18 protein-coding genes, 4 tRNA genes and 1 other RNA gene are annotated in these 22,196 nt (G+C 71.9%); 11 read left to right on the top strand and 12 right to left on the bottom strand.

The annotated features are described in order from the left end of the window. Positions 1 to 10 precede the first annotated feature (10 nt). The 8 genes from ACWC2B_RS24205 (at position 11) to ACWC2B_RS24170 (ending at position 4,517) form a co-directional block, all read left to right on the top strand. On the top strand, positions 11 to 328 hold the full coding sequence (locus ACWC2B_RS24205) for a histone-like nucleoid-structuring protein Lsr2 (protein WP_450719895.1): 318 nt from the start codon (positions 11 to 13) through the stop codon (positions 326 to 328). A gap of 123 nt (positions 329 to 451) precedes the next feature. Further along, a tRNA-Gly gene (locus tag ACWC2B_RS24200) sits at positions 452 to 523 on the top strand. A 78-nt stretch (positions 524 to 601) separates the two neighbouring features. Next, positions 602 to 674 (top strand) — tRNA-Gly (locus ACWC2B_RS24195). 131 nt (positions 675 to 805) lie between these two features. After that, positions 806 to 1,750: an ABC transporter ATP-binding protein gene (locus ACWC2B_RS24190; protein ID WP_450719893.1), complete on the top strand. Its 945-nt coding sequence runs from the start codon at positions 806 to 808 to the stop codon at positions 1,748 to 1,750. Beyond that, positions 1,747 to 2,559 (top strand): ABC transporter permease, encoded by an 813-nt coding sequence (locus ACWC2B_RS24185; protein WP_450719891.1) that lies wholly within the window; start codon positions 1,747 to 1,749, stop codon positions 2,557 to 2,559. The genes ACWC2B_RS24190 and ACWC2B_RS24185 overlap by 4 nt, the downstream gene beginning before the upstream one ends. A 106-nt stretch (positions 2,560 to 2,665) precedes the next feature. Beyond that, positions 2,666 to 3,814 carry a sensor histidine kinase gene (locus ACWC2B_RS24180; RefSeq protein WP_450719889.1) on the top strand — a complete coding sequence of 383 codons (1,149 nt, stop codon included), beginning with the start codon at positions 2,666 to 2,668 and terminating at the stop codon, positions 3,812 to 3,814. Then, entirely contained in the window at positions 3,811 to 4,422 is a 612-nt protein-coding gene (locus ACWC2B_RS24175) for a response regulator (RefSeq protein ID WP_450719887.1), read from the top strand. Before ACWC2B_RS24180 ends, ACWC2B_RS24175 begins: the two co-directional genes overlap by 4 nt. A gap of 22 nt (positions 4,423 to 4,444) precedes the next feature. Beyond that, positions 4,445 to 4,517, top strand: a tRNA-Gly gene (locus tag ACWC2B_RS24170). A 60-nt stretch (positions 4,518 to 4,577) separates the two neighbouring features. Here the strand turns inward: ACWC2B_RS24170 and ACWC2B_RS24165 are convergent. From ACWC2B_RS24165 to ffs, 6 genes are all read right to left on the bottom strand, one after another. Beyond that, positions 4,578 to 5,477, bottom strand: coding sequence for a phosphoribosylaminoimidazolesuccinocarboxamide synthase (locus tag ACWC2B_RS24165; protein WP_450719885.1), 900 nt, complete (start codon positions 5,475 to 5,477; stop codon positions 4,578 to 4,580). 116 nt (positions 5,478 to 5,593) lie between these two features. Further along, positions 5,594 to 7,084, bottom strand: a complete 1,491-nt coding sequence (locus ACWC2B_RS24160; protein WP_450719883.1) for a N,N-dimethylformamidase beta subunit family domain-containing protein — start codon at positions 7,082 to 7,084, stop codon at positions 5,594 to 5,596. 333 nt (positions 7,085 to 7,417) lie between these two features. Beyond that, a complete protein-coding gene (locus tag ACWC2B_RS24155) occupies positions 7,418 to 9,091 on the bottom strand; it encodes a hypothetical protein (protein ID WP_450719881.1) in 1,674 nt (557 codons plus the stop codon). A 342-nt stretch (positions 9,092 to 9,433) separates the two neighbouring features. Then, complete coding sequence (purD, locus tag ACWC2B_RS24150) at positions 9,434 to 10,690, bottom strand: phosphoribosylamine--glycine ligase (RefSeq protein ID WP_450719879.1); 1,257 nt, start codon at positions 10,688 to 10,690, stop codon at positions 9,434 to 9,436. 58 nt (positions 10,691 to 10,748) lie between these two features. Further along, positions 10,749 to 13,073 (bottom strand): DNA polymerase III subunit gamma and tau, encoded by a 2,325-nt coding sequence (locus ACWC2B_RS24145; protein ID WP_450719877.1) that lies wholly within the window; start codon positions 13,071 to 13,073, stop codon positions 10,749 to 10,751. 114 nt (positions 13,074 to 13,187) lie between these two features. Further along, an RNA gene (ffs, locus tag ACWC2B_RS24140) (signal recognition particle sRNA small type) lies at positions 13,188 to 13,286 on the bottom strand. Between the two features lie 71 nt (positions 13,287 to 13,357). On the opposite strand from ffs, the gene ACWC2B_RS24135 reads away from it, so the two are divergent. The 3 genes from ACWC2B_RS24135 (at position 13,358) to ACWC2B_RS24125 (ending at position 15,384) form a co-directional block, all read left to right on the top strand. Further along, positions 13,358 to 13,445, top strand: a tRNA-Ser gene (locus ACWC2B_RS24135). Positions 13,446 to 13,592: 147 nt separating this feature from the next. Next, entirely contained in the window at positions 13,593 to 13,898 is a 306-nt protein-coding gene (locus ACWC2B_RS24130) for a helicase-associated domain-containing protein (protein ID WP_450719875.1), read from the top strand. A gap of 64 nt (positions 13,899 to 13,962) precedes the next feature. Continuing rightward, on the top strand, positions 13,963 to 15,384 hold the full coding sequence (locus tag ACWC2B_RS24125; protein ID WP_450719873.1) for an ATP-binding protein: 1,422 nt from the start codon (positions 13,963 to 13,965) through the stop codon (positions 15,382 to 15,384). 56 nt (positions 15,385 to 15,440) lie between these two features. Here the strand turns inward: ACWC2B_RS24125 and ACWC2B_RS24120 are convergent, their stop codons facing one another. The 6 genes from ACWC2B_RS24120 to ACWC2B_RS24095 all read right to left on the bottom strand — a co-directional run bounded on the left by ACWC2B_RS24120 (position 15,441) and on the right by ACWC2B_RS24095 (position 22,189). Continuing rightward, complete coding sequence (locus ACWC2B_RS24120) at positions 15,441 to 15,638, bottom strand: MbtH family protein (RefSeq protein WP_450719871.1); 198 nt, start codon at positions 15,636 to 15,638, stop codon at positions 15,441 to 15,443. Continuing rightward, on the bottom strand, positions 15,638 to 17,074 hold the full coding sequence (locus tag ACWC2B_RS24115; protein WP_450719869.1) for a phytoene desaturase family protein: 1,437 nt from the start codon (positions 17,072 to 17,074) through the stop codon (positions 15,638 to 15,640). The genes ACWC2B_RS24120 and ACWC2B_RS24115 overlap by 1 nt, the downstream gene beginning before the upstream one ends. Next, complete coding sequence (locus tag ACWC2B_RS24110; protein ID WP_450719867.1) at positions 17,071 to 19,047, bottom strand: S53 family peptidase; 1,977 nt, start codon at positions 19,045 to 19,047, stop codon at positions 17,071 to 17,073. Before ACWC2B_RS24110 ends, ACWC2B_RS24115 begins: the two co-directional genes overlap by 4 nt. A gap of 181 nt (positions 19,048 to 19,228) precedes the next feature. Beyond that, positions 19,229 to 20,440, bottom strand: a complete 1,212-nt coding sequence (locus tag ACWC2B_RS24105) for a peptidoglycan DD-metalloendopeptidase family protein (RefSeq protein ID WP_450719865.1) — start codon at positions 20,438 to 20,440, stop codon at positions 19,229 to 19,231. Further along, positions 20,433 to 21,473 (bottom strand): hypothetical protein, encoded by a 1,041-nt coding sequence (locus ACWC2B_RS24100; protein WP_450719863.1) that lies wholly within the window; start codon positions 21,471 to 21,473, stop codon positions 20,433 to 20,435. Before ACWC2B_RS24100 ends, ACWC2B_RS24105 begins: the two co-directional genes overlap by 8 nt. Further along, positions 21,473 to 22,189, bottom strand: a complete 717-nt coding sequence (locus ACWC2B_RS24095) for a DUF5819 family protein (RefSeq protein ID WP_450719861.1) — start codon at positions 22,187 to 22,189, stop codon at positions 21,473 to 21,475. The genes ACWC2B_RS24100 and ACWC2B_RS24095 overlap by 1 nt, the downstream gene beginning before the upstream one ends. Between the last annotated feature and the right edge of the window lie 7 nt (positions 22,190 to 22,196).

Raw genomic sequence — 22,196 nt, 5'->3', positions numbered from 1 at the left:
ACCGATATCCGTGGCTCAGCGCGTAGTGGTCACACTCTCCGATGACATCGACGGCGGAGAAGCGGCGGAAACGGTCACGTTCGGCCTGGACGGAAAGGTCTACGAGATCGACCTCAATCCCGCCAATGCAAAGAAACTGCGCAAGGCGCTCGCGCCTTACGTGACAGCGGGCCGCAAGCGGTCGAAGTCCGGGAAGACCTTCAGACACACCGCCGTCGCGCCCGACCCCGCGGCCGTCCGCGCCTGGGCGCGCTCCAACAAGATGGACGTGCCGGCCCGCGGCCGGATCCCGAAGAAGGTCTACGACGCCTTCGCCGAGGCGAGCTGACCTCCCGTCCGGGGCGGCCCTGCACCCGCCCCGGACACCGGAGTTGCAAACCCCCCCTGCTGATCAGCTAGAGTCTGGAGCACGCCGAGGGGCAAGGCCGAAAGGCCCGGTCCACCGGAGCGTGCGGGTGTAGTTCAGTAGCAGAACATCCCCCTTCCAGGGGGAAGGCGCAGTGTGCAATTCCTGTCACCCGCTCTGCATTGCGTACCGATCTCTCTTGTGGATCAGGTAGAGTAGTGCTCGCACCACGCGGTGAAAGCTGTGTGGCGGCATGCGGACGTGGCTCAGTTGGTAGAGCATCACCTTGCCAAGGTGAGGGTCGCGAGTTCGAATCTCGTCGTCCGCTCAGGAAGTACTAAGGCCCCAGTTCATCGAACTGGGGCCTTAGTCGTGTGCCGGTTCACTCCTGACATTTGTCATGGGCGGTGATGACACCGCGCACTGCCCCGCCGCCTCTTCCCGCGGAACGCTGAAGTCATGGCAGGCACAGCGAACGTGATCGAGGTCGAGGAGCTGCGGCGCACCTACGCCGGTGGCTTCGAGGCCGTTTCCGGAATCTCCTTCTCCGTGGCGCGGGGAGAACTCTTCGCGCTGCTCGGCACCAACGGCGCGGGCAAGACCTCCACCGTCGAACTCCTCGAAGGTCTGGCCCCGCCGAGCGGCGGCAGCGTACGGGTGCTCGGGCACGACCCGTACACCGAGCGGGCCGCCGTGCGCCCCCGTACCGGCGTGATGCTCCAGGAAGGCGGCTTCCCCGCCGAGCTCACCGTCGCCGAGACCGTACGGATGTGGGCGGACTGCACCAGTGGCGCCCGGCCAGTGGACGAGGCGCTGGAGCTCGTCGATCTGGGGCGGCGCTCCGACGTACGGGTCAAGCAGCTCTCCGGGGGTGAGAAGCGGCGGCTCGACCTGGCGCTCGCGCTGCTGTCGCGGCCCGAGGTGCTCTTCCTCGACGAGCCGACCACCGGTCTGGACGCCGAAGGGCGGCACGACACCTGGGAGTTGGTGCGGGCGCTGCGCGACGGCGGCACCACCGTGCTCCTGACCACCCACTACCTGGAGGAGGCCGAGGCGCTCGCCGAGCGGCTCGCGATCCTCCACGAAGGGCGCATCGCGGTGAGCGGCCGGGTCGACGAAGTCGTCGCCGCGCAGCCCTCGCACATCGCCTTCGAGCTGCCCGACGGCTACCACCTCGGCGATCTGCCGCCGCTCGACCGGCTCGGCGTCAGCAGCCACGAGACGAGCGGCCGCACCGTACGCCTGAAGACCACCGCGCTCCAACACACCGCCACCGGGCTGCTGTTGTGGGCCATGGACAGCGGGGTCGAGCTGCGGGGGCTCGACGTGCGCTCGGCCTCGCTCGAAGAGGCGTTCATGAAGATCGCGCAGGACCAGCGCCAGGAGAAGGAGACCGTTCGATGAGCACCCTGGACGCGGTACGGGCCCCGGCGCGTGTCGCCGAGCGGACCACACGAGGCGCGGCCGACCGCATGAAGGCGCTGGCCCGCGCCGAACTCATCCTGCTCGGCCGCAACAAGTCGGCGATGTTCACCGTCCTCGCGCTGCCGAGCGTCCTCACCTTCTCGATGCACTCGGCCGTCAAGAGCCTCGACCTGAAGCAGACCGGGCTCACCGTCGGCACGGTGCTGCTGCCGGGCGCGCTCGGCTACGTCCTGCTGTTCGCGGTGTACTCGACGCTGACCGGCGTCTACGTCATCCGCCGTGAGGAACTCGTCCTGAAGCGGCTGCGCACCGGGGAGTTGCGGGACCTGGAGATCCTGGCGGGGGCGGCGCTGCCCGCGGTGCTCATCGGGCTCGCGCAGTCCGTGCTGCTCGTGGTGGGCGGCTCGGTCCTGATGGGGGTGGCCGCGCCGGGCACGGTGTGGCTCGCGGTCGTCGGGCTGCTGCTCGGCATGGGCCTGATGGGCGCGCTCGCCGCGGCGACCGCCGCCCTCACCAACTCCGCGGAGGGCGCCCAGGTCGCGGTCCTGCCGATGATGATGCTGTCGATCGCCGGCTCGGGCATGGTCGTACCGCTGGACGTGCTGCCCGACAAGCTGGCCTCGGTCTGCGAAATGCTTCCGCTGAGCCCGGTGATGGACATGATCAGGAACGGCTGGACCGGCGCGGGCACGGGCGAGGTGCTGCGGGAACTCCTCGTCATGGTTGTCTGGACGTTCATCGCGGTCTGGGTCGTGCGCAAGCGCTTCCGCTGGGAGCCGCGACGCTGAGACAAGCCGAGACGGGCTGAGACAGGGGGACGGCAGGGTGTTCGGCCGGATACGAGCGTGGCATCGACGGCACTGGCGCGACCGCAGCAGGGTCGAAAAGGTCGAGGTGCAGAGCCGGCTGATCTGGCGGTGCTCGACCTGGTTCTTCTTCCTCAGCTGGGACGTGCCGTTCGTCCTGCAGGGCCTGCGGCACGAACCGCTGCCGCTGGCCCTCGCCGGGGCGACGATCGTTGCGGGCGCGGCGCAGGCCTTCCAGGGCATCAGGGCCCACCGGGCGGCCGTCGACCACTACTTGGGGCGCGCCGAGGCGCCGAGGCGCGGGCTGATCGTGGCCGGGGTGCTCTGCGCGCTCTCGCTCGTCGTGCTCGCCGGGCTCCGGGCGGCGCACGGCATCGCGGATCCGACGCTCCTGCTCGTCGTGCTGTACATCATGCTGCCCTTCGGGATGACGTACTGCCTGCTCCTCCCGCCCCGGACGTTCCTGTGGCGGTTCGCCCTGCTCGGCATCCCGGCCGTGGCGGTGTTCGTGCCGGTCGGAGTGCCGGCCGGGCGACTGCTCGGCCTGGCGATCGGCGTGGCCCTGTCCGGCACCTACGTCCTGATGGTCTCGCGCTGCGGAGCCTGGACGCTGTCGGTGCTCTGGGAGTCGGACCGGGCCCGGGAGACCGAGGGCCGGCTCGCCGTCGCCGAGGAACGGCTGCGTTTCGGGCGGGACATGCACGACGTGCTGGGCCGCAACCTCGCCGTCATCGCCCTGAAGGCCGAACTCGCCGTCCAGCTCGCCCAGCGCGGCCGGCCCGAGGCGGTGGCACAGATGGTGGAGGTGCAGCGCATCGCCCAGGAATCGCAGAAAGAGGTACGGGAAGTGGTGCGCGGCTATCGCGAGGCGGACCTCGGCGTGGAGATCGAGGGCGCCCGAGGCGTGCTTGAGGCGGCCGGGATCGGCTGCGACTACAGCGGCCCTTCCGACGGGCTGACCGTCGAGGTGCAGTCCGCGCTCGGCTGGGTGGTGCGCGAGGCGACCACCAATGTGCTGCGGCACGGGGACGCCCGCAGCGTGGCGATCAAGCTGGCCGTGGCCGAGCGCACCGCGACGCTGGTCGTCGAGAACGACGGCGTACCGGAACGGCCGAACACCGCCCCCGGCTCCGGCCTCGCGGGCCTGCGCGAGCGGCTCTCGGCGCTCGGCGGCACCCTGGAGGCCGGCCCGGCGGGCGACGGACTGTTCCGGCTGACCGCGGAGGTGCCCAGATGAGCCGCGTACGCCTGCTGCTCGCCGACGACGAGCATCTGATCCGGGGTGCGCTCGCCGCCCTCCTCGGCCTTGAGGACGATCTGGAGGTGGTCGCGCAGGCCGCGTCCGGGCCCGAGGCCCTCGCGATGGCGCGGGCCCACCGGCCCGATGTCGCGGTCCTCGATCTGGAGATGCCGGGGGCGGACGGTGTGACAGTGGCCACAACCCTGCGGGCCGAACTGCCGTCCTGCCGGACCATGATCGTGACCAGTCACGGGCGCCCCGGCCACCTCAAGCGGGCGCTTTCGGCGGGCGTGCGGGGCTTCGTGCCGAAGACCGTGAGCGCCCAGCGGCTCGCCGAGATCATCCGCTCCGTACATGCCGGAAACCGTTATGTGGACCCGGAGTTGGCGGCCGACGCGATCTCCGCCGGGGACTCTCCGCTGACCGTGCGCGAGGCGGAGGTGCTGGGGTTCGCGGCCGACGGGGCGCCCGTCGCGGAGATCGCCGAGCGGGCCGCCCTTTCCCAGGGGACGGTGCGGAACTACCTCTCATCGGCCGCCGCCAAGCTGGGTGCGGAGAACCGTCACACCGCGGTGCGTCTCGCCCGCGAGCGGGGTTGGGTATAGTGGTCTCCGCGCCACGGCGCATGCGAACGTAGCTCAGCTGGTAGAGCACCACCTTGCCAAGGTGGATGTCGCGAGTTCGAACCTCGTCGTTCGCTCAGAAGAAGGAAGCCCCCCGGCCATTGGCCGGGGGGCTTCTTTTTGCTCGGGTACCGGTTCTACGACCAGCTGCTGCCGGTGAGTTGCTCGTACGCCTCGATGTACTTGGCCCGGGTCGCGTCCACGACCTCCTGGGGCAGCGCGGGCGGCGGCCGCTCGCTGGTGCGGTCCCAGCCGGAGGCCGGCGAGGTCAGCCAGTCGCGGACGTACTGCTTGTCGTAACTGGGCTGGTCGCGGCCCGGCTCCCAGGTCGCGGCCGGCCAGAAGCGCGAGGAGTCCGGGGTGAGCACCTCGTCGGCGATGACCAGCTCGTCACCCGCGAAGCCGAACTCGAACTTGGTGTCCGCGAGGATGATGCCCCGCTCGCGCGCGATGTCGCGGGCCCGGCCGTACACGGCGAGGGTGGTCTGGCGCAGCTGGGCCGCGGTCTCCGCGCCGATCTGGCGGGCCACCTCCTCGTAGCTCACGTTCTCGTCGTGGTCGCCGACGGCCGCCTTGGTGGCGGGCGTGAAGATCGGCGCGGGCAGCTCGGACCCGTTGACCAGGCCCTCGGGCAGCGCGAGGCCGCACACCGTACGGGACTGGTTGTACTCGACCAGGCCGGAGCCGGCGAGGTAGCCGCGGGCGACGCACTCCACCGGGACCATCGCGAGCGACCTGCACACCAGCGTGCGGCCCGCCCAGTCGGCGGGGGCGCCCTCGGGGAGTTCCTCGGAGATGACGTGGTTGGGCACCAGATCGGCGAGCAGGTCGAACCACCACAGCGAGAGCTGGGTGAGCACACGGCCCTTGTCGGGGATCTCGGTGGGCAGCACCCAGTCGTACGCGGACATCCGGTCGCTGGCGACCATCAGCAGGTCGCCGGCCTCGTTCTGATAGAGGTCACGCACCTTGCCCGTGTGGAGGTGGGTCAGGCCCGGAACCTCAAGTGGCTCGGGCTTTTCTACGAATCCGGACACGGTTCCTCCGCGTAGGTTGATCCAGGAGCGATTCCGATTCTCTCGCATGCGGCCGGGTACCCAGGTCGCGGGTCGCGAGCGGACGTGTTCCGCGGAATCAGGGCCTGTGTCTGAACTCAGTGCCGCTTGCAGATGCGGTCGAGGAGGTTGGCCGTGGCCCGCTGGATGCGGGGGTCCACGTGGCCCGGCCGGTCGAGCGCCGGTGACCAGGCGAAGGTGCCGGACGCGAAGACGAGCGCGCCGGAGGGGGCCCGGTACAGCGATGTCTCCTGGTGCCGGGCGTGCTGCTCGCCGTCCCGGTACGGGGAGTGGGCGAGCAGGATGCGGTCCTGGTGCTCAGGGAGGGCGGTGCGCGGGTAGTAGCGGTCGGCCTCGCCCGCGACCAGGCCCTCGATCTCGTCGCCGTCACCGGCCCCGGTCGCCTCCCACAGCCAGTGGTCCGCGTTGCGTACGACCATGGGGTGCGGCTCGGGGACACGGCCCGCGTACTGGATGCCCAGGAGCTGCTGCTCGGGCCGGGCGACGTCGCGCCACAGGGCGGGGCGGCCGGGGCCGCGCCGCTTGCGGCAGGTGAGGAGGCGGTCGGGCACGCCGGACGGGGACGGCCCCAACTCCACTTGCCAGTAAAGGGAGTTGGCGGACAGGAAGACGAGCGAGGTGCCTCCGTCGCGGGCCAGCTCGACGGTGCGGCGCATCGGGGCCGACCAGTACTCGTCGTGGCCGGGGAAGACGAGGCCCCGGTATCGGGAGGGGTCCACGTGGCCGGCGTGCAGGTCGCGGGCGTCCGCGTAGGCGAGGTCGTAGCCGTAGCGCTCGGCCCAGCGGATGAAGTCGTAGGCGTGGCCGACGTGCAGGGGCAGGCCCGCGCCCGCGTACGGCCGGTCGAAGGAGACGGTGATCGCCGCGTCCTCCTCACCGAGCAGGCGGCCCTCCTCGTCCCAGGCGTGGTAGAGGCTGGCGCCGGTGCGGCCGTCCTCCGGATAGAGGTTGTACGCCTGCCAGGTGATGTCGGGCAGCAGCAGGAGCAGATCGGCGGGGTGGCTGTCGCGGACCGTGAACGGGATGTGCGAGCGGTAGCCGTCGGCGGTGGTCAGCACGGCGACATGCGCACCGATCGAGGCGTGCGAGGGGACCTGGTAGCGCCAGGACTGCCACCAGTGGTGGCAGGAGACGGTCCGGTCGGCCGCCAGCGGCGGCGGCTGGACGATCCCGGAGAGCCGGGGGCTGGTGGCGATCTTCGCGGCACCGTCGCCGCCGTAGTGCCCGATCCGGTAGACGTCGACGGTGAATTGCTGCGGGGGGTCCACGGTGATGTGGAAGTCGATGGCCTCGCCGGGCTCGACGGCCCCGCTGGAGGCGAACCCCTTGATCTGCTGGCGTACGTCGTCGGCGGTGCGCGGCCCGGTGACCCGGGCGGTGCTGCGGGGAGTGCCGCGCTGGACCGGGACGTGGTCGACGTACCAGGGCACCACGTGCCCGGTGTCGTCGAAGTAGGTCTCGCTGCCGCGCAGCCAGGGCAGCGGGCCCTGCCCGAAGGGGTCCGAGACGGCGTGCGCGAGGGCACCCGACTCCCAGCGCCGGATGTGGTCCGACCGTTCCACCCCCATGTCACTCCCCCTCCCTCGATCCCCCGAGACAACAGTGATGCGGCTGGTGATGCGGCCGCGGTGCGACGGTGGTGCGCCGTCTGTTCAGCTACCGATCCCCAGCACATCACATAACGCACGCACTCCGTCACCGTTCGTCGCGAATTGACGTTAAGGGGAATGTTTCATTCCGGATGTGGGAGGGGCCGGAGGCTTGTCGGGGACGGGGTGCCCACGGTGGGCGGGGCGGGCGCCGGGCAGGGGTGGGGTGCCCACGGTGGGCGGGGCGGGCGCCGGGCAGGGGTGGGGTGCCCACGTTGGGCGGGGCGGGCGCCCGGTAGGGGTGGGGCACCCTCAGACCAGCCGTACCGGCTTCTCCGGGCGGATGCCGACGGAGGCCAGCCAGCCGCGCAGCGCGTCCGCGTCGCCGTCCTCCACCAGGGTCAGCACGGGCGAGGCCAGGTCCGAGCGGCGTACGTCGTCGACGAGGAGGGAAGGGCCGTCCAGCCAGTCGAGCCCGGGCAGTGCGCCCGCGGTGTCGACCGCCGCGCAGCACACCATCGCCGTCACATGGTCGGCGAGCAACTCGCGGCCCGTACGGGGCGGCTGGAGCGGGAAGAGCGGCACCGCGTCCGCGCCCCAGGACTCCGGGCCCGGCACGGGCGGCGCGGACGCGGCCTCCTCGCCGGCCACCTCCGCCGCGATGTGGGCGGCCAGCCGCTCCGCGGCCTCGCCGTCCGACGCGGTCAGGTGGTCGATGACGCGGGCCAGCGTCGGGGCGCCGGGCTCCGTGTCGCGGCGCTCGCCCAGCGCGTCGAGGACCCGGTGCAGCCGGGCCGCCTCGGTGCGCCACTTGCGGTCGACGACCTCCTCCGGATACGCCGCCCAGTCGACCGGTGCCCAGTCGGGGCCGGTTTCGGCGGGGCCGCCGTGGAACAGCCGGGCGGCGAGCAGCGAGGTGGCCTCGTCGGCGACGCCGGGCTCCTCCAGGAGGTCGCAGGCCGGCCGCTCACCGAGCCGGGACGTGAAGCCCTCTGCCAGGCGGTCGCGCCGGGACAGCTCGGTGAGCGCCGAGACCACTCCCGCATCGAGGCGGGAGGGCCAGCGCCCCATCCGCCAGGCGGGCAGCGCGACCCGGGTCAGCAGCCGGTCCCAGCCCGCGTAGGCGAGCCCGACCTGCTCCTGGGCGACGATGCGCACTCCGTAGTCCACAGCCTGTGCGCGCTCGGAGGCGGCGGCCGCGACCCCGCGCTCCATTTCGGCGGCGTGCACCCGGCAGCCGCGCAGGAGCAGCCGGGCGATCGATCCGACGAAGCCGAGCGGGATGCGCCGCAGCGGGCCGAGCCCGGGCCGGGCAGCCACGCCGACGGCCGCGTCCAGACCCCGCACGAACCGGCGGGCGGCGGCTATGTCCGGGTGCGCGGAGGGGCCCGTACCGGCGACGACCGGGGCGAGGATCGCGCGCAGCTCTCCGACGCGCATCCACCACATGAAGGGCGAGCCTATGACCAGGACCGGAGCGGCCGGCACCTGCCGGGCGCGGCCGGAGCGCACCTCGGCGCCGCCGCGTATGAAGCGCGCGGGCAACGACCCGTGCCCGGCGGCGGTGTGCGCCGGATGCGTACGGTCCTCCAGCCAGCTGTCGCAGTCCGGAGTCAGTGCTATCGCGGAGGGCGGCGGCACATCGAGCCGCTCGGCCAGGTCCCTGACCAGGCGGTACAGGTCGGGGGCGGCCGATTCGGCGAGGTCCACCGTGGGGGACAGAGCCGGTCTGGCCCGTACGATCACCGCCGCCACGGCGGCTGCGAGCAGCAGCACGAGCAGCGCGGCGGCGGTGACCGCCCAGCGCGCGCTGTCCCAGCCGCTGCCGTCGATACGGCCCTGCGCGGCCGCGACGATCAGCACGACGGCGACCGCCGCCGGCAGCAGGGCCACGGCCAGCGCCCTGCTACGGATGCGCAGCACGGCGAGAGCCCGCGAGCGCGCATGCTGCGCACCCGCCTCTCCACCCATTCCGGTACCGGACACGGCCGGACTTCACCCCCTCTGCCCTGCGACGGCGTTGCTCACTCCCCCACTGTGGCACCCGCCACTGACATCGCAATGCCGGTGGGCCAAGTGCCGGAACGCCTTCGCCGCACCCTAGTTGGGGCGTCGGCAGGAGTCATCCGGATGGGCCACTCGTCACTCGATGGAATGGCTTTGGGCAAAGGTGCGGTTGTTCCGGGCCCACGCCCTGCGGGGTCCGGGCCGGGGTACGGCGACGTCCGGGCCCGGGCAATGCGCCGCCCGGGCCGGGACGCTGCGGGCGTGGGCCAAACGCCGCGGGGCCCCGGCGCACACCGGGGCCCCACGGAATTCTGGCGGATTTCAGCCCTGCGCCCCGGCCGCCTCGCGCGCGATGTCGGTGCGGTGCTGGGAGCCGTCGAGCCGGATCCGGCCGACCGCCGTGTACGCCCGCTCCCGGGCCTCGGCGAGGTCCTTGCCGGTCGCGGTGACCGAGAGGACCCGGCCGCCCGCGCTGACGACCGTGTCACCGTCCCGCTTGGTCCCGGCGTGCAGGACGTACGCGGAGGGCTGGTCCTGGGCCGCGACGTCGGCCAGGCCCTCGATGGGGTCGCCGGTGCGCGGCGTCGCGGGGTAGTTGTGCGAGGCGATGACCACGGTCACGGCAGCATCGTCGCGCCAGGTCAGCGGCGGTTCGGCGTCGAGCGTGCCGGTGGCCGAGTGCAGCAGGACGCTCGCGAGCGGCGTCTTGAGGCGGGCGAGCACGACCTGCGTCTCGGGGTCGCCGAACCGGGCGTTGAACTCGATGACCCGCACCCCGCGCGAGGTGATCGCGAGGCCCGCGTACAGAAGGCCGGAAAAGGGCGTTCCGCGGCGGCGCAGCTCGTCGACGGTCGGCTGGAGCACGCTCGCCATGACCTCGTCGACGAGCTTCGGGTCGGCCCACGGAAGCGGCGAATAGGCGCCCATGCCACCGGTGTTGGGGCCCTCGTCGCCGTCGAGCGCGCGCTTGAAGTCCTGCGCGGGCTGGAGCGGCAGGACGGTGACGCCGTCGGTGATCGCGAAGAGCGAGACCTCGGGGCCGTCGAGGAACTCCTCGATGACGACGCGTTCGCAGGCCAGCGCGTGCTCCCGGGCGACGGCGAGGTCGTCCGTCACGACGACGCCCTTGCCGGCCGCGAGACCGTCGTCCTTCACCACGTACGGGGCACCGAAGGCGTCCAGCGCCTCGTCGATCTCCTCGGGGGTGGTGCAGACGTAGGAGCGGGCGGTGGGCACGTTCGCCGCCGCCATCACGTCCTTGGCGAAGGCCTTGGAGCCCTCCAGCTGGGCGGCTTCCTTCGAGGGGCCGAAGCAGGGGATGCCCGCGGCGCGTACGGCGTCTGCGACCCCGGCGACGAGAGGGGCCTCGGGCCCGACGACGACCAGGTCGCTCTTCAGCTCGACGGCGAGGCGGGCGACCGCGTCCCCGTCCATCGGGTCCACGGGGTGGAGCTCGGCGACCTCCGCGATCCCGGCGTTGCCGGGGGCGCAGTACAGCGCCGTCACGTCGGGGTCGAGGGACAGGGAACGGCACAGGGCGTGCTCACGGGCACCGCCGCCGATGACAAGGACCTTCACGGCAGCCAGCCTAGCCGCCGCGATGGCTCGATCTTTGTGCGGGCCACCAGGTGGCCCCTCACCCCTCGTTCGTATATTCCTCCACCACGGTCGCCCCGAGCTCGCGCACGATCAGGTCGTGCCCGGACAGCGCGTTGTCCACCAGGTCCGGGTCGTCGTCCTCCGGAGTGTCGTCCTCCAGGCTGACCGGGGGCGGGGCCTCCTCCTGCCGTACGTCGTGCCGTACGGGAGCGGCGGCCTGCGACGGCTGCCGCGAGGGCTGTACGGGAGCGGGCGCGGCCGGGGTCGCGGGCCGGGCGGCCTGCGGGGGCGGCTGCGGCGGCTGGTACTGCTGGACGGGCGGGGACGGGGGCCGGGGGGCGCTGCCGCCGAAGTTGCCCGCGGCAGGCGGGGGCTGGACGCCGCCCGACGGGTCGATGATCGCCTCGACCTTCCACTGCACCCCGAACCGCTCGGAGAGCACGCTGCGCAGCACGTCCTCGCTGCCGCTGCTCGCGAAGTTGTCGCGGGCGCCCGCGTTGATGAAGCCGAGCTGGACGGTGGTGCCGTCGAAGCCGGCCACCTGCGCGTTCTGACTGAGCAGGATCCAGGTGAAGCGCCGCTTGTTCTTGACGGCCTCCAGAATGTCCGGCCACATGTTGCGCACCTGCACGGCATTGCCCTGGCCCGCGTTCGCCTGGGCCGCGGGCGCGGGCGCCTGCTCGGCGGGAGCCGCGGGAGCCGGGGCAGGCGCGGGAGCCGCCGAGGGCCAGGCGCCTGCGGAGGGGGCCGGGGCAGGCGTGGGGGCAGCGGCGGGCGCGGATGCGCCGGGCCACGCCCCGGGACGGCCGCCCCCCTGCCCGGGCGCGGCAGCGGACGGCCAGGCCCCGGCGGGGCTCCGCTCCGCGGCCTGAGCGGGCTGGGGCTGAGCGGCGGGCGGCGGCTGCACAGGGGGTTGCTGAACAGGCGCCTGCGGCGCGGGTGCCTGCTGAACGGGCGCATGCGGCCCGGGTGCCTGCGGTGCGGGCACCTGCTGGACAGGCGCCTGCTGCACCGGCGGAACGGGAGGCGCGCCGGCCCCCGAGTGGGCGGGCCCGCCCCCAGCTGCCGACCCCGCCGCCCCCGTACCCCGCACGGCAGCCCGAGCAGCCTCGGGCCCGCCGGGGCCGGCCTGCATCGGCGCATGCGCCTCGGGCCCGGGCACGTACCCCATCGCGGGCCCACCGGCGGGCGCGGCCTGGAAGTTGGCCCCGCGCTCAAGGCGGTCGATACGGGCCTGGAGCGAGCGCTCGTCGTCGTAGGCAGCGGGCAGCAGCACCCGGGCACAGATCAATTCGAGCTGGAGCCGGGGCGAGGTGGCCCCGCGCATCTCGGTGAGCCCGGCGTTGACGAGGTCGGCGGCCCGGCTCAGCTCGGCGGCCCCGAACACGGAGGCCTGCGCCTGCATCCGCTCGACGACATCGGCGGGGGCGTCGATGAGCCCCTTCTCCCCGGCGTCGGGAACGGCGGCGAGGATGACAAGGTCCCGCAGCCGCTCCAGAAGATCGGCGACGAAACGACGGGGATCGTTGCCCCCCTCGATGACCCGGTCGACAACCTCGAAAGCGGCGGCGCCGTCCCCCGCCGCAAAGGCATCGACGACGGAATCGAGCAGCGACCCGTCGGTGTACCCGAGCAGGGCGGTGGCCATGGCGTACGTCACACCGTCTTCTGCCGCGCCGGCGAGCAGCTGGTCCATGACGGACATGGAGTCACGCACGGACCCGGCCCCGGCCCGCACGACGAGCGGCAGCACGCCGTCCTCGACGGGAATCCCCTCGCGCCCGCAGACCTCCCCGAGGTACTCCCGCAGGGTGCCGGGCGGCACGAGCCGGAACGGGTAGTGGTGCGTACGCGACCGAATGGTCCCGATGACCTTCTCGGGCTCGGTGGTGGCGAAGATGAACTTGAGGTGCTCCGGCGGCTCCTCGACGACCTTCAGGAGGGCGTTGAAACCGGCCGAGGTCACCATGTGCGCCTCGTCGATGATGTAGATCTTGTACCGGCTGGACGCGGGCCCGAAGAAGGCCTTCTCGCGCAGCTCACGGGCGTCGTCGACACCACCGTGCGAAGCGGCGTCGATCTCGATCACATCGATGGAGCCCGGCCCGTTGCGCGCGAGGTCCTGACAGGACTGGCACTCCCCGCACGGCGTGGGCGTCGGGCCCTGCTCGCAGTTCAGACATCTGGCAAGAATGCGGGCACTGGTCGTCTTGCCACACCCACGCGGCCCGCTGAACAGGTACGCGTGATTGACCCGGTTGTTCCGCAGCGCCTGCTGCAGCGGGTCGGTGACATGCTCCTGCCCGATGACCTCGGCGAACGACTCGGGGCGGTAGCGGCGGTACAGCGCAAGGGACGACACACATACGAGGTTATCGGGGCCCACTGACAACCGGCCCCGCCGACGGTGGCCCGGCCGCCGCGCACCCGCCGAAACAGCGGCCCGCCCAGGGGAAACAGGGGCCCCCGCCCCACAAAATCAAGCGCCCCCCACGCACCCGCCAGAGCCGACCTACCCTTGCTGCCTTCCGGCCCTGGGGGAGTTCAGTCAGATAGCGCCACGTGAGGGGCTCCGCACAGGGTACCCGATCCCTGACGTGGGAACGAGTTCGCGAGCACCCCTCAACGTCTTGTATTGTTTGCCGCGGAGGATTCGCCTAGTGGCCTAGGGCGCACGCTTGGAAAGCGTGTTGGGGGCAACCCCTCACGAGTTCGAATCTCGTATCCTCCGCCAGTGCCTCACCGGGCACGATGTCGAAGGGCCCCACCGCTTGCGGTGGGGCCCTTCGACATCGTGGTTGCAGTTTTGGTTGCATCCACTTGCGGACCAGCGACACGGAGGGGCTGAGCATCGAGTGTCGGCGGCTGCTGCCCTCGGCCAGTGCGACGGCCCGGATCGGCGGCGACCTCACCGCCGTCGTCACCGGCACACCGTCCGCCGCTGCCGGCCGCGCTCCTGGACTCCGTCGCCGACCGCGAGACCAGCGGCACGGCATCGGTGTGGCGGTTCAGTTGCGGCAGCATTCGTCGGGCCCTGGACGCCGGCCGTGGCCCTGAAGGCATGACAGCCGACCTGACCGCAGTCACCGCCGGACCACTGCCCCAGCCTCTGTCGTATCTGATCTCTGACGCCGGGCCGAGCGCGTCTTCGCTCTCTCCCGCATTCACGGCGTCATGCCCCGAATAGAGGGCAGAATAGTAACAGCGGAGATAGTATCTCCGTCGATACTGTCGAGTACGGGAGTATTCTCATGCGCCGCTTCATCGGGCGGGACCACGAACTGAACGTGCTCGCCAACACCCTCCAGGCAATCCGCGACGCCGTCGGGTCAGCGCAACCCGGTCAGTGCGTCCTCATGCGCGGACGGAGGCGGGTCGGCAAGTCCAGCCTCGTCGAGGAGTTCCTGCGGCGCACCGAGACGCCGAACCTCTTCTTCACCGCGGCGGGCGGCACCGCGGAGGACGAACTGACGGAGCTGCTCGACGCCGTCGCCAGATCCACCCTTCCGGAGCGGGAAGTGTTCTCGGAGGAGACCCCAGAGCAGTGGAATGCGGCATTCAGACTGCTTGCGGAGATCCTTCCCGACGACAGGCCGAGCGTGGTCGTCATCGACGAGGTTCCGTATCTCATGGATCGCATCGACGCCTTCGAGGGCATGCTGCAACGGGCCTGGGACCGCCTGCTCAGCCGTAAGCCCGTACTCCTCCTCCTGGTCGGATCCGACCTGTCGATGATGGAAGCGCTGAACAGCTACGACCGCCCCTTCCACCAGCGCGGCCGGGAAATGGTCGTGGGGCCGCTGAATCCGGCCGACATCGGCGAGATGCTCGACCTTCCGTCGGCCGCCGCCTTCGACGCCGCCCTGATCACGGGCGGTCTTCCACTGATCTGCGCGGAGTGGCGGACCGGAGCGGACCTCTGGGAGTTCCTTCGCGACTCGCTCGACAACCCGATCTCAGCTCTGCTGGTCTCCGCCGAGCGTTCTCTGGCCGCGGAATTTCCACCGCAGGCGATGAGCAGGGAAGTCCTGCGGGCCATCGGATCCGGAGAGCGAACCTTCACGAACATCGCGCGCGCCGCTGGCGGCATCGCCCACACCACGCTCACCCGAGCCACGGACGTCCTGACCGAGAAGCGGGTGGTGGCGGCCGAACTACCCCTCTCACTGCGCCCGTCGAAGGAACGCCGCTACCGCGTGGCAGACCCCTACCTCCGCTTCTGGCTCGCGTTCCTGGATCCGCACATGGCGGAGATCGAGCGGATGCGGGGAGATCTCACTCTGAGCCGGATCAAGGAGCAGTGGACGAGCTGGCGCGGCCGCGCGATCGAGCCCCTGGTCCGGGAATCCCTGGCCCGCCTCCTGCCGGACGGGCTCCTACCCGCCGCCCCGGCGATCGGCGGGTACTGGACCCGGAGCAACGACGTCGAAATCGACTTGGTGGGCGCCGACCGGCAGCCGGTAGCCAGGCGGTTGCTCTTTCTTGGGTCGGTCAAGTGGCTGGACACGTCGCCTTTCGACAACCACGACCTGGCCGCGCTGCAGAAGCACCGGGCTGCGATCACCGACGAGCCGGTGCCGCTCGTGGCGGTGTCCCGCAACGGGACCAGTTGTTCCGGGCTCCAGGCGGCGTACGGCCCCGAGGAACTGCTCGGCGCCTGGCGCAGGGCGTGAGCAGGAGCCGAGCTCCCGTGGTTGCCGTTCTGGTCGCATTCACCGCCCCCGAAGCCTCAGCCCCTCAGGCTCTTCGGCCGCATGTCCTTCCATGTCTGCTCTATGTACTCCAGGCACGCCTGGCGGGTGCCCTCCCTGTGGGTGATGGTCCAACCTGCCGGGACGGCAAGGGAGTTGGGCCACAGGGAGTGCTGGCCGTCCTCGTTTGCCAGGACCAGGTAGGTGTCGCTTTCGGCTTCGAACGGGTTGGGCATCAGGGGGTTTCTCCTCGGGGTAGGCGCAGGCTGCGCAGTGCGGAGCGGGCGGCGTTGTAGCCGGACATGCCGTGGACGCCGGCGCCGGGCGGGGTCGCCGCGGAGCACAGGAAGACGCCGGGGATGCCGGTGCGGTAGGGGTCCAGGGTGGCGCGGGGGCGCAGCAGCATCTGGGGAAGGGTGTTGGCGCCGGTGAGGATGTCGCCGCCTATGTAGTTGGGGTTGTACGCCTCCAGGTCCTGGGCGGACATCGTGGCGCGGGCCAGCACGCGGTCGCGCAAGCCCGGGGCGAAGCGCTCCAGCTGGGCCAGTACGGACTCGGTGGCGTCGCCTGTGTAGCCGTGCGGGACGTGTGCGTAGGCCCATACGGGGTGGATGTCGCCGGACGAGCGGACCGGGTCGGCCAGGTGCTGCTGGGCGACCAGGACGAAGGGGCGTTCCGGCATGCGGCCGCGCGCGACCATCCGTTCGGTGTGGGCGATCTCCTCCAGCGTGCCGCCCAGATGAACCGTTCCGGCGCGCCGGCAGGCCTCGTCGCGCCACGGCACGCCGCCCTCGACGGCCAGATCGACCTTGAACGCCGCCGGGCCGTGGGTCCAGCGCGCGTAGGCGCGGCGGGTGCGCGCGGGCAGGCGGGCGCCGCAGAGCGCGATGGCGGCGCGCGGCGCCACGTCCAGCAAGGTGACGCGGGTGGGCGGCAGTTCGGCCAGTGAGCGGACCCTGACGCCCGTCTCCACCGTGCCGCCGAGTTCGGTCAGGCGGGCCGCCAGGGCGTTGGTCACGGCCTGGGACCCGCCGTGGGCGACGGGCCAGCCGTGCCGGTGCCCCGCCGCGATGAGCATGAGCCCGATGGCGGCGCTGCCCGGCGCGGTCAGGGGGCGCAGCGCGTGCGCGGCCACGCCGGCGAACAGGGCGCGGGCCTGTGCGGAGTGCCAGCGCGCCGCGACGGCGGTGGCCGACCTGGGGGCCAGGAGCCCGAAGTGGGCCAGTGGGAGCGGGTGTTGGGGCAGGTGGAACGGCGGAGCCATCAGATCGGAGGCGAGGGCGTCGTACCGTCGCGCGAGCGGTGTGAACAGCCGTCGCCATGCGGCGCCGTCCGCGCCGAGGCCGCTCACGGTCTGGCCCAGCGAGCGGCGCAGCACCGCCGGGGGGCTGTCGTCGAGCGGGTGGGCGAGGTCGATCTCGGGCCGGCGCCACTCCAGGCCGTGCCGTTCAAGGCCGAGCGAGCGCAGGAACGGCGAGGCGACGGCCATGGGGTGGACGGCCGCGCAGTGGTCGTGGAGCAGCCCCGGCAGGGTGAGTTCGCTGGTACGGGTGCCGCCGCCGATGGTGTCGGCGGCCTCGAACACGGTGACCGCGAGCCCCCGCTGGGCCAGGGCGACGGCGGCGGCCAGCCCGTTGGGGCCGGCCCCCACCACGATCGCGTCCAACGTCACCGCAGGTTTCCGCCAGTGCGGCGGAACCACTGGAGGTAGCCGGGCGACGGCGAGCCGAGCCCGGTGGCGTAGTCGTACCCGGGGCCGGCGTGCAGGCCGTAGTCGCGGCCCAGGGCGTACAGGACGTAGCGGTTCTTCTCGTCGGCCGAGGGCCCGTAGTCGCGTACGGCGGTGAGCGGACCCGGGCCTGCCGCCGCCGGCTGGTCCGTCACGTCGCGGAACACCGGGGTGCCGCCGAGGGCGTACAGGAGCGGGTTGGCGAAGCCGAGGGGGTGGCCGGTCTCCTGCTGGGCGTCGGCCTGGAGGGCGGCGAAGGCGGGGGTGGCGGCGGAGGTGCCGCCGAAGCCCACGAGCTGGAACTGTCCGGAGTCGGTCAGCCCGACCAGGACGGGCAGGGCGCCGTCGCCCTCCATGGCCACGTCGGGGGTTGCCCGGCGGGCGGGCGCGCCGGCCGCCTGGGCGGGGGCGCGGCCCCGCTGGTACCAGGGCTGGGGGAAGTCGCTGAGCCCTCCGCCGCCGCCGAACGCGAAGACGCCGGGGACCGGACCCCAGGCCCGCTGGGTGCCCGTGCCGGTGAGGACCGACAGCTCGTCGCCCATGCTGGTCTCCCAGGCGTAGTCGCCGTGCCGGTCGAGGGCCAGGGTCGTACCGCCGACGGACGTCACCCACGGCGAGCCGCTGGGGAAGTCCGCCTGGGCCGCGGTGGTCTTGGCGTCGCAGTTGACGCCGGTCTCGGCCGCCCCGGGTGAGGAGTCGCCGCAGTCGCCCGCGGCGAAGTACACGCCGATGCCCTCGGCGGCGGCCTGCTCGAACAGCAGGTTCCACGCGTTGACCAGGTCCGGCGTCAGATGGCCGGGGTCGGAGTGGATGATCTCGGCCCAGGAGTTGGAGATGGAGTCGGCGAGGCGGCCGTCGATGACGGTGGCCTCCGCGTCCATGAGGTCGTTGTCCAGACAGGAGTTGGCGCCGACGTAGAGCACGTCCGCGTCGGGCGCGAGGCCGTGCGCCATGTCGATGTCCAGGGCCTGTTCCCCGGCCCAGGCCGCGGGCGGCGCGCACGCGGGCCCCAGGTTCCAGTCCTTCGGCGTGACCTGCTGGCGGTACTGGCCCGGCCGGAACGGGCGGTCGCCGGTGGCCTTGGCGAACCGGTCGGCGTCCCCGGGCATCGAGGCGGACCCGTACGCGTCCACGATGGCGATGGTGGAACCCTTGCCGGTCGCGCCCTTGCCGCCCGCGCCGTACGCGTGGCGCAGCTGCGAGGGGACGTACGGGCAGGGCGAATAGGCGGTCGCTCTGCCGTACGCGGAGGGCAGGCCGGTGGCGGGCTTCTGCCCGAAGTGGTCGGAGCAGACGGCCGGCGTGCCGGTAGGGGCGGTGGTGCGCCGGGACAGGGGGTGGGCCGCGGCGGGTGCGGAGAGGCCGGACACGGCGATCACGTCGGCGCTCACGGCGTCGGGAACGCTGACGTCGGCAGTGGGCGCGCTGACGGTGCCCCGGGCGGTCCGGTAGCGGTGGATGGAGCTCCCCAGAGCCTCCTGTACGGCCTTCGCCGGGCCCGAGATCTCCAGGTAGTGCGGGGTGTCCCGGGTGACGGTGAGCCCGGCCGCGGTGAGCCAGCGGGTGATGGCCCGGTGTTCCTCGGGGCCGAGCGCGAAGCGCCGGCGGTACTGGTCGGGCGTGAGGAAGTGGCGGTAGGCCCGGCTGTGCGGGTCGGTGACGTCCTTCAGGAACGCCGCGAGGCCCGCCGGGTCGCGGGAGCCGAGCTGGAGCCGGGCGGTGAGGCGCTCCTCGGCGGGGACCGGGCCCGTGTCGGCCGCCGCGGTGGCGTAGCCGGGGTGCGAGCCGGGCAGCACATGGCGGTGCGCGGCGGGGCCGTCGGCGTGCGCGGCGGGGCCGGCGAGCGCGGTGCCCAGGAGCGCGGCGCAGGCCACGGCGGCGAACGCGCGAGGCCGTATTCGGATGTGCGGGGACACGGGAAGCCCTTCTGGGAAGTCCGGGGAGGATGGCGAGACTGCGAAGCCCCGGGAAGGCGGGGGGAGGCGGAGGCGGAGGAGGCGGAGGAGGCGGAGGAGGCGGGGAAGTGGACATGCTGACGGCGCCCTCGGTCGGCATACGTGAACGAGCGGACACCGTCCCGGAGTTGACGGGCGACCCTCAGGTGCGCAGCGTGCGTCCGCGGTGCAGCGTCCCGGTGATGCCGGTGAACCGGAGGTCGAGTCCGAGGCCGTCGCGTTCGGCGTGGATGTGCAGATGCGGTTCGGTGGTGTTTCCGGAGTTGCCGACCTCGCCGAGCGGCTGGCCGGTGTGCACCCGGTCACCGGTGGACACCGTCACACTGCCCGGCCGCAGGTGCGCGAGCTTGACGACTTCGCTGCCCGTGTCGATGAACACGTGATTGCCGTAAGGGGGTTCGTAGCGAATCGTGCCGGGGATCTGGTCGGCGTAGCCGTCGGCCGCTGAGACGACGTGCCCGTCGCACGGGGCGTACAGCTTCGCTCCATGGATCCGGTACGCGTCCGGCGTGGACCCACCACGGAGTCCGGCCCCGCGCGCTCCGGTGGCGACGATGTCGAGTGCCCCGCGCTGTTCGGGCTGGGCCACGTGGTGGTTCAGGCCGCGGCCCCCTCCTTGGGCGATGAGCCAGGTCCCGTCGCGCAGCGGGAAGTGCAGGGGTGCCGACAGCGGCGCGCCCCAGCGATGGCGGCGCGCCCACATCAGGTACGCGGCACCGCCGACCACCAGGGCGAGGCTGACCGCCAGCTTCAAATCTGGCTGCCCAACGGGGAGTTGGGGCAGTCGCCAGGCCGAGGCGAGAGCCACGAGTGCGCCCGCCTCCAAGGTCCGGCGAATCCACCGGGGCAGCCGGGCCGGGGTGAGGAGCCCTTCCAGGACCAGATAGGCGGCACCCACGATGAGCACGCTTTCGCACCAGCCGGTCACGGACGGGGCGCTCCAGCACGCCGCGATGCGGACGGCGAGGAGCGCGCACCACAGGGCCCATCCCACGGCCGCGCGCACGCCCGGCGGCACGCGCAGCCGGGCGGGCCGGTAGGGGCCGGGGGCGATGCGGAGGTGGGTGAGGTTCCCGTCGGCGTCCGCCTGGGCGAAGGCGAGGGCCCGGCCCGCCGTTCCCTCGATCACGAGACCGTCGGGGCCGTCCGAGACTCCGGTGAAGTCGCCCACGTGCTCCCGGGTCGCCGCGACGATCTCGTGCAGCCGCCGGTCGCCGACGGCGTCCACGACGCGGGGCGCCAGGCCGGGCCACCGCGCGGGATCGGCGCGGAGGAACCGGTCCAGCGCACGGGCCGCCTCGGCGTACTCCGGAGTCCGCGTCGGCTCCGCAACCCCGTCTTCCCGGCTACGCATCGGCTCCGCTGCCCTGGGCCGCGAGCACGCCCACCGGCGGGTCGATGGCGGGTGCGGGTCCGGATGGCGCGGCCGGCTTCACGCGCCGGGCGAAGCGCGAACCGATGGCCATGGCCCGGGTCTTGAGCGACCGGTAGTCCTCGTCGCGCAGACAGGTGCAGTCCGCGCCGATCATCAGCAGGCCGAAGCACACAAGACCCATGAAGGCCATGATGCCCAGGTGCATCCCTTCCAGCGCCAGGGTGTTGGCCTTACGCACCCAGCCTCGGGCCGACAGGATCGCGAAGGGGAGCGTCAGCTCGATGAAGAAGGTGAAGTAGCTGACGGCGGTGGTGACATACGCGTTGCTCATCAGGTGCGCATAGGCCGGCCACATCTGAAAACCGGTGAGCCGGCTGATGTAGTACATGGCCACACCGTCCTGCCACATCTTCCCGGTGATCTTCCAATAGCCCGCGGCGAAGTAGAGGACCGCCGTCTGGAACACGATGAGATAGGCCGCCAGGTTGTGCAGGACCGTCGGGACGGAAGGGCCCGACTGCTCCCTGAACCGGGCGCGTCGCTGCTTTGCCCCCGGTGCGAAATAGGCGTTGGACACCGTGAAAATCATGAAGATGATGAGGATCTGGGCAAGGTTGTCGCCGCCTTCGAGCACATCCTGGTTCCGGTTGTGCAGAGACCACATGAGTACGGCCTGGACCAGGGTGAGTGCCCTGCCGCCATAAACCATGAATACGGCGGAGACCAGGATGGTCGCGTGGAACACGACCTCGAACCACACCGTGGAGTGGCTGAAGAGGTAGAGGGAGAAGCTGCCTTCGGACAACGCGGACTTCGCGGTCTGGATCGAGTTGTACGAGTCAGGTCCCCACAGGAACCGCCGGTCGCCGTAGTCGGCGAGGCAGTACATGATCGTGGCCGCGCCGATCACGATCCGCAGCAGTGCGATTCCGATCAGCCGGTGTTTCCGGCTCGCCATCTTCAGCAGCCCGGCGTCGAGCCTGGCCATGCCGGACGTCGCCCATGCGCGCATCACCGGGACACCCCCGGAACGTAGTCCATCCACGATGTCTCCAGAATGGCCTTGATCGGTTCCTTGGGCTTCGGGCTCGCATAGCGTTCGGAGAACGGAATCATCTGCTTGGTCTTGAATTCGGCACGCACGGACACGATCTGCGCCTGCGGGTACATCGAATCGGCCTGGGCGGACAGGAAGCGCTGCATCTCCTGGAATTCCGACGCGTACTGTTTGTCCAGGCTTTCCTGCGCCGCCTTGCGGTCCGCCTCGGGAAGCTTCTTGAAGTCCGTCACCATGTGGGCGTAGCGATTGGCGGCCGCGTCGAACGCCAGCGGCACACCGGGGAGTTTCGTCGGGTTGAGCGGGAACGCGCGCGGCGTGCGGTCGATCGCGTCCTCGATCTCCACCGGGCTCGTCTCCACGGTGGCGGCCGACCCGGCGGGCTTCATGCGTACGGTCAGGTAGATCAGATCGATGTTGCTGCCCGGGGTGGGCCCGAAGAGCTGCCAGTCCTGCCAGAAGTAGGGCTGCATGAGCTTGGTGGTCATTCCCTGCACGCGGGTCTTCACCGGCGAGTCGGGCGCGTTGTAGGCCAGGCAGACGACCGAGTAGAGCACCACCGGCAACAGCGCCAGGGCGGTGCAGATCCGCAGCCGCGCGGTGATCGCGGGCCCCGGCGCCGGCGTCGGGCCGCCACCGGCGCTCCTGGGAGCTCGCCCGAAGGCTTTCATGGTGGGA

Source organism: Streptomyces sp. NPDC001415 (assembly GCF_053597395.1).
Note: the sequence above shows the minus strand (reverse complement) of the source record. Positions and strands in the feature narration are given on the sequence as shown.